Source organism: Streptomyces sp. NBC_01214 (assembly GCF_026340975.1).
Classification (GTDB): Bacteria; Actinomycetota; Actinomycetes; order Streptomycetales; family Streptomycetaceae; genus Streptomyces.
In genome coordinates this window covers 1,086,077-1,099,239 of sequence record NZ_JAPEOS010000002.1, presented here as the reverse complement: position 1 = coordinate 1,099,239, position 13,163 = coordinate 1,086,077, and the positions used below count along the sequence as shown (strand labels likewise).

The following is a 13,163-nucleotide window of genomic DNA, read 5'->3' as shown; positions in this document are numbered from 1 at the left end:
GCAGCAAGATGATCGAGGCAGTCGGCCTGACCAAGCGCTTCGGCGCCAAGACCGCCGTCGACCAGCTGTCCTTCCAGGTCAAGCCGGGTCACGTCACCGGATTCCTGGGGCCCAACGGCTCCGGGAAGTCCACCACCATGCGCATGATCGTCGGCCTGGACCGGCCCACGTCCGGTCATGTCACGATCAACGGCCGGCCCTTCCGGGAGCTGCCGAACGCCCAGCGGCACGTCGGGGCCCTGCTCGACGCCAAGGCCGTGCACGGCGGCCGCCGGGCCCGTACCCACCTGCTGTCCATCGCCCAGCTCTCCGGGATCCCGGAGAAGCGGGTGGACGAGGTACTGGCCGTGGTCGGCCTGCAGGACGCCGCCAAGCAGCGCACGAAGGGCTTCTCGCTCGGCATGGGCCAGCGGCTCGGCATCGCCACCGCCCTGCTCGGCGACCCGCAGGTGCTCCTGTTCGACGAGCCGGTCAACGGGCTCGACCCCGAAGGCATCCTCTGGGTCCGCAACCTCATGCGCCGCCTCGCCTCCGAGGGCCGCACCGTCTTCGTCTCCTCGCACCTGATGAGCGAGATGGCGCTGACCGCCGACCACCTGATCGTGATCGGTCGGGGGCGGCTGCTGGCCGACATGGGTACCCAGGAGTTCATCGCGCACAACTCGGCCGGATTCGCTCGGGTGCGCACGGCCGACACTGATCCCGATGGCTGGGACACGCTGGGTACGGCCCTCGCCAAGGCGGGCGGCCGGGTCCTCCAGGAGCCCGACGGAGCACTGCGCGTGACCGGCCTGGAGCTGTCGCGCATCTCCGACCTCGCGCACGAGGCCGGCGTACGGCTGTGGGAGCTGTCGCCGCACCGGGCCTCGCTGGAAGAGGCGTACATGCGGATGACCCAGGCCACCGTCGAGTACACCTCCACCGACGACCCGCGGGCCGAGCTGTGGGAACCCGAGCCGCCCTCCGTCCCGGCCTGGGAGGAGGAGAGGGAGGCGGCGGCCCCCGAGGTCCCGCAGACCGGCTTCTTCGCGCCCCCGCCGCCCGGGGCGGGCGGGCAGCCCTTCCTGATGCCCAGCAAGCCGGGCGAGCTCGCCGGCGCCGCCAGGGACACCACCGCGCACACCCCCGAGGACACCCGATGACCCCGACGACCACGACGGCGGACCAGCCCGGGAGCTACAGCTCCCCCCTCGCCACGCCGCGGCCGCACCTGGGGCACGCCATGGCCTCGGAGTGGACCAAGCTGGTCTCGCTCCGCTCCACCCTGTGGACGCTGGGCTCGCTCGTGCTGATCGTGGTCGGCGTCGGCCTGACCGTCGTCGCGGAGACCGCGGACGGGGACTACACGGAGATCAACTTCACCACGCCCGCCCTCTTCGGCCTGCTGGTCGGCCAGCTCGCGGTGATCGTCCTCGGGGTGCTGACCATCAGCTCGGAGCACGGCACCGGGCTGGTGCGGACCACGTTCACGGCGGCCCCGGACCGGTACCGGGTGCTCACCGCGAAGTACCTCGTCTTCAGCATGGCGGCCTTCGCCACCACCGCGTTGTCGGTCTTCGTGGTCGGGATCACCGCGGCGGTCGTGCGCGGCGGCACCGCCTCCGGCCCGCACGCGGCCAGCGAGTGGTTCGGGGCGCTGCTCGGCTGCGGCTACGTCACCCTGCTCGGCGTGCTCGCGCTCGCCATCGGCGCGCTCGTGCGGCACTCCGCCGGGGGGATCGCCGTGATGCTGGGCCTGGTCACGCTGCCGCCGGTGATAGGGGCCATGCTCTCCGTCTGGGAGGCCGTCGCGCCCACCGGCCGGATGATCCTGCAGCACAACGTGCCGGTGGCGCTGATGACGCTGTTCGGCCTGCCCGGCGGCGGCGACCTGGGCCCGGATCCGAGCAGCCTCGCGCACGTGACGCTCATCGTGCTGGTCACCGGCAGCGCGGTGGCCGCCTCGTACGTGTTCGTCGGCCGCCGGGACGTCTAGGCCGGGCGTCAGTACCGCGGCGCGTTGCGGGACCGCTGCACCTTCGAGGTGCGGCGGTCCTTCGCGTTCCAGCAGGCCTTGTGCCAGTGCCGGCGGTCGTCCACGCCGCCGTACTCGGGCCAGGCCACCAGGTGCGGGGTGCCGGAGGGGATCTCCTGGTCGCAGCCGGGGCAGCGGTAGCGCTTGCCCGCCGCGCTCGCGCCGGCCACGTGCCGGACCTTCCAGTCCTCGCCCTGGTACTCCTCCGTGCGCTCCAGCCCGTAGCGGTCGAGGCCGGTGCTGGGGCGTTCGTCCGGGGTCTCGCCGCCCCTGGGACGGTTGTTGCGCGGTGACACGTATACCTCACGGATGGGCGGACGGCAGTGACTTTCTCCCAGACTACGCGCAGCGAGGCCGGGTACCCGCAGGGTTGCTGGGGAAGCCGGCCGCGCGAAGAGGAATGGCCCGACAATCCCAATAACTTTCGTGTCAGCCCGTGCCTTTGGCACGTGTCAGACGTTGTTGCCATAGGAAGAACCGGTCCACCTGGGGGAGGCCGCGTCAGCCGCGAGGAGGATAAAGGCGATGCGCGTAGGAGCGTTTGTACTGGCGGCCCAGTTCCCGGGCCAGGGACAGGGAGAGGCACTGCACCGGGCGGTGCGGACCGCCGAGGTGGCCGAGGAGGCCGGGCTCGACTCGGTCTGGCTCGCCGAGCACCACTTCGTCCCGTACGGGGTCTGCCCCTCGGCGGTGACCCTGGCGGCCCTGCTGCTGGGCCGGACCCGACGGCTGCGGGTGGGCACGGCGGTGAGCGTGCTGCCGAGCACGCACCCGGTGGCGCTCGGGGAGCAGGCGGCCCTGCTGCACATGACCTCGGGCGGCCGGTTCACCCTCGGGGTGGGCCGCGGTGGACCGTGGGTCGACCTGGAGGTCTTCGGGGGCGGCCTGGACCGTTACGAGAACGGCTTCCCGGAGGCCCTGGACCTGCTGCGGCGCTGGCTGACGGAGGCGCGGGTGGGCGCCGCCGGCGAGCGGTACGGGTTCCGCGAGGTGGCCGTCGTACCGCGGCCCTCGGAGGCCCTGGACGGCGACGCGGCGGGGCCCGAGGTCATCGTGGCCTGCACCTCGCCGGCGTCGGTGCGGATGGCCGCGGAGCGCGGACTGCCGATGCTCCTCGGAATGCACTGCGGGGACGACACCAAGGCCGAGATGGTCGCACTGTGGCGCAGCACGGCGCTGGCGGCGGGCCACTCGCGCGAGCGCGTCGCTGACGCGGGGCACGTCTCCGCCGGGGTCTGCCAGATCGCGGACCGTACGGCGGACGCGCGCGAGACCCTGCTGAAGGCGATGCCGGGCTGGCTCAAGCAGGGCCTCGACGCGCATGTGACGGTGGACGGTCGGGCGCGCGCGATGCGGGATCCGGTCGCCTACACGGAACTGCTGTGCGACCTGCACCCGGTGGGCACCCCGCAGGTGGCGGCGGACCGGCTGGCGGCCACGTCGGCACGGACGGGCATCACGCGCTTCGCCCTCCTGACGGAGGGCTCGGGCGATCTTGCCGCGACGGAGGAGAACGTACGCCGGCTCGGCGTCGAAGTCCTTCCCCGCCTCGGCTGAGAGCTACCGGCCCCGTCTGGGCCGTTTCCTTCGGATCACGCCCGGGCGGCATGATCCGAAAGAGGCGGCCTGGACACGGCCCGCAGGGCCTAGCAGTCGCGCAGCTCGGGCGACTGGTTGAGCAGCTGACCGCGGATCGAAGTGAACTTGGCCAGCCGGTCGTCCACCGAGGGATCCAGCGGGAACACCGCCACCCGGTGACAGTTCTGGAATGCCAGGCGCACTCCGAAGTGCCGCTGCAGCGCACCGCGTATCGCGTCACTCGCGAGGGCGCGCAGCAGCTGCCCCCGCGCCTGCTCGTCCGGCGGCGGCGTCTGGTTGTCGGCGAACTCTCCGCCGTCCACCTTCAGCTGAGCCACCAGCGAGCTGATCATCTCCCAGGCGAAGGGCAGGGAGGTCCGGACGCAGTCGACGAAAGCGGCTTCGTCGACCTCGCCTCGCTCGGCCTGTTCGAGTAGGGCCGGTGAGACGTCGAGCGACATGGGTTCTCCTCTCGCGACCCCGGCTGTTTGGGTTGCCGGAGTCTTACGGGCAGGGAAGGAGGTCGCGACGCAGCGTGCACGCTCGACAACCTCCCGCTCACCACGGTAGGCGTCCCATCGGTGACGCACCAGGAGAATGCGCATACAACGCGCCATCGGCGAACGGGGCTTTCAGGGGCGAATCGCGTGAAGGCCTTCTCGTCGAGTAGCGTTGCCGACCATGCGTCTCGTCATTGCCCGCTGCTCCGTCGACTACGCGGGCCGGCTCACCGCCCATCTGCCCTCGGCACCCCGTCTGATCCTCGTGAAGGCCGACGGCAGTGTCTCGATCCACGCGGACGACCGAGCGTACAAACCGCTCAACTGGATGTCGCCGCCGTGCACCCTCAAGGAGGGGAGCGGCGATGACACCAACATCTGGACGGTCATCAACAAGGCGGGCGAGAAGCTCATCATCACCATGGAGGAAGTCCTCCACGACTCCTCCCACGAGCTCGGCACCGACCCGGGTCTCATCAAGGACGGCGTCGAGGCACACCTCCAGGAACTCCTCGCGGACCGCATCGAAACGCTGGGCGAGGGCTACACGCTCATCCGGCGCGAGTACATGACGGCGATCGGCCCGGTGGACATCCTGTGCCGGGACGCCTCGGGCGCGACGGTGGCCGTGGAGATCAAGCGCCGCGGCGAGATCGACGGTGTCGAGCAGCTGACCCGTTACCTCGAACTCCTCAACCGCGACCCGCACCTGGCCCCGGTCCGGGGCGTCTTCGCGGCCCAGGAGATCAAGCCGCAGGCGAAGGTCCTGGCGACGGACCGCGGCATGGACTGCGTGGTGCTGGACTACGACGCGCTGCGCGGCATCGAGGACGACAAGCTCCGCCTGTTCTGATCCCCCGCTGCTCCGCGCACGACGGCTCCGTCCCGAGGGACGGAGCCGTCGTCGTTCACCGGTCCGTGACCGGTGAGACGGACGTGGTCGTACCCGTCTGGGTGGTGGTCGTCGTCGGCGTGGGCTCGCCGGTCACCGTCGGGGTGGGCGAGGGGTCCGCGGTGGTCGGCGCGGGCGAAACGGGCGTCGTCGACGGGGACTTCGGCGGCGTCGGGGACGGGCGGCGCGACGGGGTCCGGGCGGGGCTGCGGCCCGGGGTCGGGGCGGCGCTCTGCCCGGGCGCGGAGGTCTCCACCGGTGGGGCCGATACGGGCGGCTCTGGTGCAGGATCGATCCCGCTGTTGACCGTGGTCGTGGCGGACTCCGTGACCGCGGGGGTGGAGGACACCGCCGGTCCCTGCTCCGGCGGCGCGCTGTCCGAGGAGCTCAGCGCGAGGCTCACGACCGTACCCAGCGCCACCACGGCCAGCGCGCCCGCGCCGGCCAGCAGCACGAGCCGGCGACCGCCGGGGCGACGGCCGGGGGCCGGGGCCGGTGTGGTGGCGGGCCGGGGCGCGGCGGGCGGGGCGGGCTTCGGATTCAGCGGGAAGGCGTCCTCGAAGACCTCGGACAGCGTCGTGGGCGCGTCCGAGCGGCCGGTCACCGGAACGACGGGGGTCATCCGGGTCACCGCCTCGGCGGACACCGGAACGACAGGGGCGACCCGGGCCCCGGGAGCCACGGGGGCCACCTTGGTCGTGGGCGCCTCGGAGGCCACGGGGGCCGCCTTGGCCACGGGGGCGGCCTTGGCCAGGGGGGCCGCCTTGGCCAGGGGGGCGGCCTTGGGCGCCGCCGCGGCCGGCGTGGCCACCGTCACGGCCTCCCCGGCCGCGGCAACACCTGACGGCGCCTCCAGTCGCAGCGGGGGCGACGCGGCCGCCCCTGCCGTCTCCCCGTCGACGACGAGCGCCAGCGCCCGCCGCCCCGCGACCGTGCCCCGCTTGTCGGCCAGGGCGCCCCGCAGCCCGATCGAGGTCTCCAGCTCGGCCCGCGCCCGGTCCAGGCGTTCCTCGCACAGGGCCAGCACCCCGAGCTCGTGGTGGAAGTACGCCTGCTCGGCGACCTCTCCGGCCTTGCGCGCGGCCTCCGCTCCCGAGCGCAGCACCCGCTCCCAGGCCTCCCAGTGCAGCGAGGCCGCGAGCGCCGGAGCCGCCGTGCGCGCCAGCAGCACCGCCGCGACCACGTCCGCGCCGGCCAGCGCCGCCAGCACCGCGTCCGCCTCCGCGGCGACCCGCTCCGGGACCACCGAGGCGTGCCCGGTCCACCAGGCGTAGTGCCGGGCGGCCGTACGGGCCTCCTCCGAGGCGGTGTCCCCGTAGCCGACCTCCTCCAGCGCTCGCGCGACGCCCGGCGCCAGCCGGTACCGCGTCCCGACGGGCGTCAGCAGCCCGCAGGCCAGCAGCTCCGCCACCGCCGTGTCGGCGTGGGTGTCCCCCACGAGCGCGGGCAGGTGCGCGTGGTGCGGGAGTTCGCCGCCGAGCGCGCACGCGATCCGCAGGGCCGCGCGCGCCGACTCGCTGACCCGCGAGGCCAGCAGCTCCGCCGGGGCGGCGCCCTCGGCGAGGGTCGGCAGCGGTACGTGCACGGCGTCGCGCGGGCGCTCCTCGAAGACGCCGGGCTCCTCCTCCTCGTCGTCCTCGGCGTGGTGGTTGAGCTCGTCCCGCTGCCGCAGCAGCGCGGCGGCCTGTACGAAGCGCAGGGGCAGCCCCTCGGAGGCGAAGCGCAGGTCCCCCGCCCAGGCGGTCTCCTCGTCCGTCAGCGCTCGTCCGACGCCCGCTTCCAGCAGTTCCAGGCAGTCGGCTTTGCCCAGTCCGCCGAGGAAGACCTCCTCGACGTGCGATTCGTCGGAGGGGGCCCGGGTGTCGGGGGTCGCGGCCAGCAGGTAGGCGCATTCGGGGGTGGCGCGCATGAGCTCGTCGAGGGCGCTCCCGCCCATCTCCAGGTCGTCCAGGAGGACGACGGCGCCTATCTCCCGCACGCGGGCCAGGAGCTCGGCCCGTCCGGGGCGCTGCTGGTCGGCCTCGTACACGGCCGCGTAGAGGGCGTGGAGCAGTTCCCCGGGCTGCTGCTGCCCGTATCCGCTGAGCCGTACGACGCCGTCGGGCGCGAGGCCCTCGCACCGGTCGGCGACCGCGTCGAGCAGTGCGCTGCGGCCGGATCCCGAGGGCCCGGTCAGGCGTACGGACCGGCCCCGGCCCAGCAGCCGCACCAGCCGCTCGCGCTCCTCCTCGCGCTCCAGCAGCGGGCGGGCGGGGGCGGCGGGGCCCGGCAGTACGGGCGGCCGTGCTGCGGCGGCGCGGGCGGCACGGTCGGCCGCGGCGCGCTTGGCGGGTCGGGCCGGCTCGGTGCCGGGGCGCAGCGGTTCGATCTCGCTGCCGTCGACCGGGTTGACGGTCAGTGCGAACCCGCCCGCGGTCAGGCTGACGACCCGTGCGGGCCCGGCCGCCGCGGGCGTCGCGGCGGCGGTGGGCGCCGTGGGCGCGGAGCCGCCCGTGGGCTGCTCGTGCCGTTCGGTCTGCCCGTGTGTACGGTCCATGACCCAGTCCCCCGATCGCGGGCCGCGCGCCTCGCCGTCGTACCGCCCGGCCTTCGCGCACCCGCTGTCGCCACCGGTCCGGTTTCCGCCCGAACCCTAGACCGTGGCCGGTCGTGCGGGAAACCGCAGGGGTGCGATCACCACCGGACCGTTACGTTTCCGCAGGAAAAATGCGGAGGTCAGCGGCCTGCCGGTCAGACGCGGGGCAGGGACTCGGCTTCCAGGCCGCCTTCGATCGCGAGGATCCGGTGCAGCCGGGTCGCGACGAGCAGCCGCTGCATCTGCGGCGGCACGCCGCGCAGGACCAGGCGCCGGCCGGTCCGGCCGGCCCGGCGGTGCGCTCCCATGATCACGCCGAGGCCGGTCGCGTCCCAGGAGTCGAGCCCGGTGAGGTCGAGGACGAGATCGCCCTGGCCGTCGTCGAGGGCGGAGTGGAGGGCCGTACGGGCGTCCGCCGCGCTGCGCACGTCGAGGCGGCCCCCGACAGCGAGTTCGGCGTGGTCGCCCCTGATGTGCATGTGTACTCCCGGCGGTACTGCGTACGTATGGTCCGACTGGTCCGTGGTCGGCAACTCTCACTGCAACTGACTGCCGCGCGGGCAGGGAAGTTGCCGACCGTGAGCGAACCGATACCTAAACCACCCTGACGGGTGAAGGCATTCGAACGGTGATGCTCCGTGGCGGGCCAGTCCTCAGTGCTTGTAGAAGCCCTGGCCGCTCTTGCGGCCGAAGTCCCCGGCGTCCACCATCCGGCGCATGAGCTCCGGCGGGGCGAACTTCTCGTCCTGGGACTCGGTGTAGATGTTGCTGGTGGCGTGCAGCAGGATGTCGACGCCGGTGAGGTCGGCGGTGGCCAGGGGGCCCATCGCGTGACCGAAGCCGAGCTTGCAGGCGATGTCGATGTCCTCGGCGGAGGCCACGCCCGACTCGTACAGCTTGGCGGCCTCGACGACCAGCGCGGAGATCAGACGGGTCGTCACGAAGCCGGCGACGTCGCGGTTGACGACGATGCAGGTCTTGCCGACGGACTCGGCGAACGCGCGGGTGGTGGCGAGGGTTTCGTCGCTCGTCTTGTAGCCGCGCACGAGCTCGCACAGCTGCATCATCGGGACGGGCGAGAAGAAGTGGGCGCCGACGACCCGCTCCGGACGCTCCGTCACGGCCGCGATCTTCGTGATCGGGATGGCGGAGGTGTTGGAGGCGAGGATCGCGTCCTCGCGGACGATCTTGTCCAGGGCGCGGAAGATCTCGTGCTTGATCTCGATCTTCTCGAAGGCCGCCTCCACCACGATGTCGACGTCGGCGACCGCGTCGAGGTCCGTGGTGGTGGTGATGCGCGCGAGCGCCGCCTCGGCGTCCTCGGCCGTCAGCTTCCCCTTGGAGACGAACTTGTCGTAGGAGGCCTTGATTCCGTCCGTGCCACGGGTCAGCGCGGCTTCGGTGACGTCACGGAGCACGACGTCCCAACCCGCCTGAGCGGAGACCTGCGCGATTCCTGAACCCATGAGTCCGGCACCGATGACGGCGAGCTTCCCAGCCACTACACACCCCTCGTTTCCCTACGGCACAGTCACGTAGTCACTCCGGCGGAGACTAGCGCCCGGGCGGTGCGGTGTGACCGTGAAGTAACACGCGTCACGTCTCAGATGACGGACATCACACCAGTACGGCCCAGCAGCCCTGCCCGGCCGTCCAGTTCACGCGCCGTCGGCCACGGCGTACTTCCCGGCCAGTGCGCGCAGCCGCCGCAGCTCCCTGCGGGCGGCGCCCGGCCGGCCGAGTTCGACGGCCATGGCGCCGCGGCCCGCGAGGTAGTGCGCATCCGCCCTGGCCTGCGCGTCCGCCTGCGGCAGCGCGCAGATCTCCCGTTGCAGGAGGCGGAGCCGCTGGAGGAGGTCGCGGGTCGCGGCCAGGGGCACCTGCCCCGGCCCGTGCTCCGCGCGCAGCATGTCCTTCGCGTAATCCCAGACCCGCGCGTCGTGCTCGGCGGCGCCCGGTTCGCCCGGATGGTGCGGGTGCCCGGCCCAGGGAGCGGCGTGCTCGCGCAGCTCGTCGATCCGGTCCAGGGCCTCCTCCAGGCGCCCGGCGGCGACGGCCGCGCGCCCGGCCCCGGCGCACTGCGCCGGTTCCGCGAGGTGGTCCGGGCCCGGTGCGTGCCGGGTCGCGAGGAAACCCGCCAGGAGGTCGATCTGCTGGGCGGCCTCGGCGAGCCGCCAGACGTAGTACGCGTCGGCCATGTGGCCGCTCCCCCGTTCCCGGGGCTCCCGCGGCCCCACCGGACCGTACCCGGGCAGCGGCGACCGCGCCCGGAATTTCCCCGGCGGGCCCGTCTACCCTGGCCGCATGGTGAACCTCACGCGCATCTACACCCGTACTGGCGACAAGGGCACGACCGCCCTGGGCGACATGAGCCGCACCGCCAAGACCGACCTGCGGATCTCCGCGTACGCCGACGCCAACGAGGCCAACGCAGCCATCGGGACGGCGATCGCGCTCGGCGGACTGTCGGCGGACGTGGTGAAGGTCCTGGTCCGCGTGCAGAACGACCTGTTCGACGTCGGTGCGGACCTGTGCACCCCGGTGGTCGAGAACCCGGAGTACCCGCCGCTGCGCGTGGAGCAGTTCTACGTGGACAAGCTGGAGGCGGACTGCGACCTCTTCCTGGAGCAGGTGGAGAAGCTGCGCAGCTTCATCCTCCCCGGCGGCACCCCCGGCGCGGCCCTGCTCCACCAGGCCTGCACCGTGGTCCGGCGCGCCGAGCGGTCGACCTGGGCGGCGCTGGAGGTCCACGGCGAGGTGATGAACCCGCTGACCGCCACCTACCTGAACCGGCTCTCCGACCTCCTGTTCATCCTGGCCCGGGTGGCCAACAAGGAGGTCGGCGACGTGCTGTGGGTGCCGGGCGGCGAGCGCTGAGCGGCGGTCGTGCCGGTCACCCCGGGCCTGCGGCCCGGCCGGCACGACACCCCTGCGGACACTCCCTAACGCTCGGACCGGGCGGGCTCGCGCTCCTCGGCGGCGTCCGGGACGGCCGGGGCCTTGCTCGGCCAGATCGTGTACGCCGCGGCGACCAGGGCGTGGATCCCGACCACCCGCAGGGCGGCGAACTGCCAGCCCTGCAGCGAGCTGACGTCGCCCGTGTCGCCCACGTACCAGATGGCCGCCTGGAGCAGGCCGAGGGCGACGGCCGCGGCGAGGACGGTGCGGGCCCAGAGCTTCCACTCGTGGACGGCCCGCGCCTTTCCGTAGCCGGCGCCGGCCGGCTTGGGACCGCCGGCCAGGCGGTACGCGGCGTGCCCGTCGAGCCACTTGATCGTGTAGTGGCCGTAGGCCACCGTGTAGCCGATGTAGAGCGCCGCGAGACCGTGCTTCCAGTCCGGTTCCGCGCCGTTCTTGAGGTCGACCGTGGTGACGACCAGCAGGACCAGCTCCATCAGCGGCTCGCACAGCAGGACCGCCGCGCCCAGCCGGGGCATCTTCGCGAGGTAGCGCAGGGCCAGACCGGCCGCCAGCAGTACCCAGAAGCCGACCTCGCAGGCGATGATCAGCGCGACGATCATGGGACTCTCCGTCCGTTCGGGTTCTCCGTTCCTCATCCAGGCTCCCGTCCGGCCGGGCCCGATACGTCGTCGTCATTGACCATGTGGGCCTGCATCGTTCGATGTACCCGCACCTCGGCCTCTCCGCCGAGGTGCGGGGCCCGCACACCCTGTTGGATGGGACCGTGATCGAGAAGAGCCTGCGCCCCCACCGTGACGACGTCTTCCTCGCGGTGGTCAGCACGGCCGCGGGCCTGGCCTTCTGGTCGCTCGGCGTCTACAGCAGCCCCGGTCGGGGCTTCCTGCCGGCCTGGGCGGCCCTGGTACCGCTCGTGGCCCTCGGCGCGATGGAGCTGCTGCGCCGCACCAAGCCGAACCTGACCCTGGCCGTCGGCACCGTCGGGGTGATCGCCGACCAGTTCACGGTCGGCAGCCTCGCCACCGTCGTGATCTTCACCGACCTGATGTACGCCGCCGTCGTGTACGGAAAACCGGCCATGGCCCGGCGGCTCCCGGTCTCCACCGGTCTGATCACCATCGTGGTCACCATCGCCTCGCTGGCCTGGCTGCGCACCCCGCAGGCCCTGCTGATCGGCGCGGTCACCGGCATCGTGAGCTTCGGCCCGGCCCTGACCGGCGCCACCCTGCGCAACCACCGCGAGGCCGCCGAGGCGGCCCGGCTGCGCGCCGAGCAGACCGCGCTGCTGGCCGAGATGGACCGCAGCCAGGCCGTGGCCGCCGAGCGCGCCCGGATGGCCCGGGAGCTGCACGACATGGTGGCCAACCACCTGTCCGCCATCGCCATCCACTCCACCGCCGCGCTCTCCATCGACACCGCCGCGACCAGCCGGGACGCGCTCGGGGTGATCCGCGAGAACAGCGTGCAGGGGCTGGCCGAAATGCGTCGCCTGATCGGGCTGCTGCGGGACGCCGGCGGCGACAAGGAACCGGTCGCGGTGCCCTCGCTAGACGGCTTGGAGGCCCTGCTCGGGCAGGCCAGGACCAACGGCTCGGCGAGCGGGCTGACCTTCGTACTGCACGACGAGCGGCCCTCGGGGGAGCCGGCTGCGGCCCCCGTGGAGCTGGCGGCGTACCGGATCGTCCAGGAGTCCTTGACCAATGCCCTCAAGCACGCCGCCCCGGGCACCGTCACGGTCCGCGTGGCGCACGCCGACGGGCTGCTGACCGTAGGGGTGGACTCGCCCTACGGGGACCGCCCCGGGCCGCGCGCGCCCGGATCGGGCGCCGGGCTGATCGGCATGCGGGAGCGGACGGAGCTGCTGGGCGGGGAGTTCACGGCGGGGCGGTCCGGTGCGGTGTGGCAGGTACGGGCAACACTGCCCGCGGAGGAGAAAGCGGTGGAGGCATGACCATTCGGGTGGTGGTGGCGGAGGATCAGCGCGCGGTCCGGGCCGGGCTGGTGCTCATCCTGCGCAGCGCGGGCGACGTGGAGGTGGTGGGCGAGGCGGGCGACGGTGAGGAAGCGGTGCGCCTGGCCCGGGAGCTACGGCCGGATCTCGTCCTCATGGACGTGCAGATGCCCCGGCTCGACGGGGTGTCCGCGACCCGTCAGGTGGTCTCGGAGGGCCTGGCCGACGTCCTGGTGCTGACCACCTTCGACCTCGACGAGTACGTCTTCGGGGCGCTGCGGGCGGGGGCCGCGGGCTTCCTGCTGAAGAACGCGGACGCCGCGGAACTGATCGCGGCGGTACGGACCGTCGCGCGCGGGGAGGGCCTGATCGCCCCGGCGGTGACCAGGCGGCTGATCGCGGAGTTCGCGGCGCCCCGTCCGGCGCGGCCCGCCCCGGCACCGGAGCGGGCCGCGGCGGTCGCCTCCCTCACCCGACGGGAGCGGGAGGTGCTGAGCGCGCTGGGCGAGGGACTGTCGAACGCGGAGATCGCCGAGCGGCTGGAGATGGCGGAGGCGACGGCCAAGACGCACGTCAGCAGGTTGCTGGGCAAGCTGGAGCTGCGCAGCAGACTCCAAGCGGCGGTTCTCGCACAGGAGTTGGGGATATAGGCGGGCAGGCGCGCACCGGTCTGGACCTCTTGACGGTTGGTCCAGACCTTTCTACGCTCGCCGCAACACTGTGGTGAGCGTGCC

The 13,163-nt window shown here is 73.0% G+C and carries 14 protein-coding genes; 7 read left to right on the top strand and 7 right to left on the bottom strand.

Features of this window, described 5'->3' with window-relative positions:
- Positions 1-8 precede the first annotated feature (8 nt).
- Positions 9-1,142 carry an ABC transporter ATP-binding protein gene (locus OG594_RS30020; protein WP_266605023.1) on the top strand — a complete coding sequence of 378 codons (1,134 nt, stop codon included), beginning with the start codon at positions 9-11 and terminating at the stop codon, positions 1,140-1,142.
- Positions 1,139-1,975 carry an ABC transporter permease gene (locus tag OG594_RS30015; protein ID WP_266605021.1) on the top strand — a complete coding sequence of 279 codons (837 nt, stop codon included), beginning with the start codon at positions 1,139-1,141 and terminating at the stop codon, positions 1,973-1,975. The genes OG594_RS30020 and OG594_RS30015 overlap by 4 nt, the downstream gene beginning before the upstream one ends.
- Positions 1,976-1,983: 8 nt before the next feature.
- Here OG594_RS30015 and OG594_RS30010 read toward each other — a convergent pair whose 3' ends face one another.
- Complete coding sequence (locus OG594_RS30010) at positions 1,984-2,310, bottom strand: hypothetical protein (protein WP_030009607.1); 327 nt, start codon at positions 2,308-2,310, stop codon at positions 1,984-1,986.
- 229 nt (positions 2,311-2,539) lie between these two features.
- On the opposite strand from OG594_RS30010, the gene OG594_RS30005 reads away from it, so the two are divergent.
- A complete protein-coding gene (locus tag OG594_RS30005) occupies positions 2,540-3,571 on the top strand; it encodes an LLM class flavin-dependent oxidoreductase (protein ID WP_266605019.1) in 1,032 nt (343 codons plus the stop codon).
- Between the two features lie 89 nt (positions 3,572-3,660).
- Here OG594_RS30005 and OG594_RS30000 read toward each other — a convergent pair whose 3' ends face one another.
- On the bottom strand, positions 3,661-4,053 hold the full coding sequence (locus tag OG594_RS30000; RefSeq protein WP_030009605.1) for an SCO5389 family protein: 393 nt from the start codon (positions 4,051-4,053) through the stop codon (positions 3,661-3,663).
- 220 nt (positions 4,054-4,273) lie between these two features.
- Between OG594_RS30000 and nucS the strand changes: the two genes are divergently transcribed.
- Positions 4,274-4,945 carry an endonuclease NucS gene (gene nucS, locus OG594_RS29995; protein ID WP_266605017.1) on the top strand — a complete coding sequence of 224 codons (672 nt, stop codon included), beginning with the start codon at positions 4,274-4,276 and terminating at the stop codon, positions 4,943-4,945.
- 55 nt (positions 4,946-5,000) lie between these two features.
- Here the strand turns inward: nucS and OG594_RS29990 are convergent, their stop codons facing one another.
- The 4 genes from OG594_RS29990 to OG594_RS29975 all read right to left on the bottom strand — a co-directional run bounded on the left by OG594_RS29990 (position 5,001) and on the right by OG594_RS29975 (position 9,757).
- Positions 5,001-7,520 carry an ATP-binding protein gene (locus OG594_RS29990; RefSeq protein WP_266605015.1) on the bottom strand — a complete coding sequence of 840 codons (2,520 nt, stop codon included), beginning with the start codon at positions 7,518-7,520 and terminating at the stop codon, positions 5,001-5,003.
- Between the two features lie 194 nt (positions 7,521-7,714).
- Positions 7,715-8,038 carry an STAS domain-containing protein gene (locus OG594_RS29985; protein ID WP_030764081.1) on the bottom strand — a complete coding sequence of 108 codons (324 nt, stop codon included), beginning with the start codon at positions 8,036-8,038 and terminating at the stop codon, positions 7,715-7,717.
- A 174-nt stretch (positions 8,039-8,212) separates the two neighbouring features.
- Positions 8,213-9,061 (bottom strand): 3-hydroxyacyl-CoA dehydrogenase family protein, encoded by an 849-nt coding sequence (locus OG594_RS29980; RefSeq protein ID WP_266605012.1) that lies wholly within the window; start codon positions 9,059-9,061, stop codon positions 8,213-8,215.
- Positions 9,062-9,217: 156 nt separating this feature from the next.
- Entirely contained in the window at positions 9,218-9,757 is a 540-nt protein-coding gene (locus tag OG594_RS29975; protein ID WP_266605010.1) for a hypothetical protein, read from the bottom strand.
- A 106-nt stretch (positions 9,758-9,863) separates the two neighbouring features.
- Here OG594_RS29975 and OG594_RS29970 point away from each other — a divergent pair, with 106 nt between their 5' ends.
- Positions 9,864-10,436, top strand: a complete 573-nt coding sequence (locus tag OG594_RS29970; RefSeq protein ID WP_030011212.1) for a cob(I)yrinic acid a,c-diamide adenosyltransferase — start codon at positions 9,864-9,866, stop codon at positions 10,434-10,436.
- A 65-nt stretch (positions 10,437-10,501) separates the two neighbouring features.
- Here OG594_RS29970 and OG594_RS29965 read toward each other — a convergent pair whose 3' ends face one another.
- Positions 10,502-11,080: a hypothetical protein gene (locus OG594_RS29965; RefSeq protein WP_266605008.1), complete on the bottom strand. Its 579-nt coding sequence runs from the start codon at positions 11,078-11,080 to the stop codon at positions 10,502-10,504.
- 101 nt (positions 11,081-11,181) lie between these two features.
- On the opposite strand from OG594_RS29965, the gene OG594_RS29960 reads away from it, so the two are divergent.
- Together OG594_RS29960 and OG594_RS29955 are read left to right on the top strand one after the other, a co-directional pair.
- Positions 11,182-12,429: a sensor histidine kinase gene (locus OG594_RS29960; protein WP_266605006.1), complete on the top strand. Its 1,248-nt coding sequence runs from the start codon at positions 11,182-11,184 to the stop codon at positions 12,427-12,429.
- A complete protein-coding gene (locus OG594_RS29955; RefSeq protein ID WP_266605003.1) occupies positions 12,426-13,079 on the top strand; it encodes a response regulator transcription factor in 654 nt (217 codons plus the stop codon). The genes OG594_RS29960 and OG594_RS29955 overlap by 4 nt, the downstream gene beginning before the upstream one ends.
- Positions 13,080-13,163: the final 84 nt, after the last annotated feature.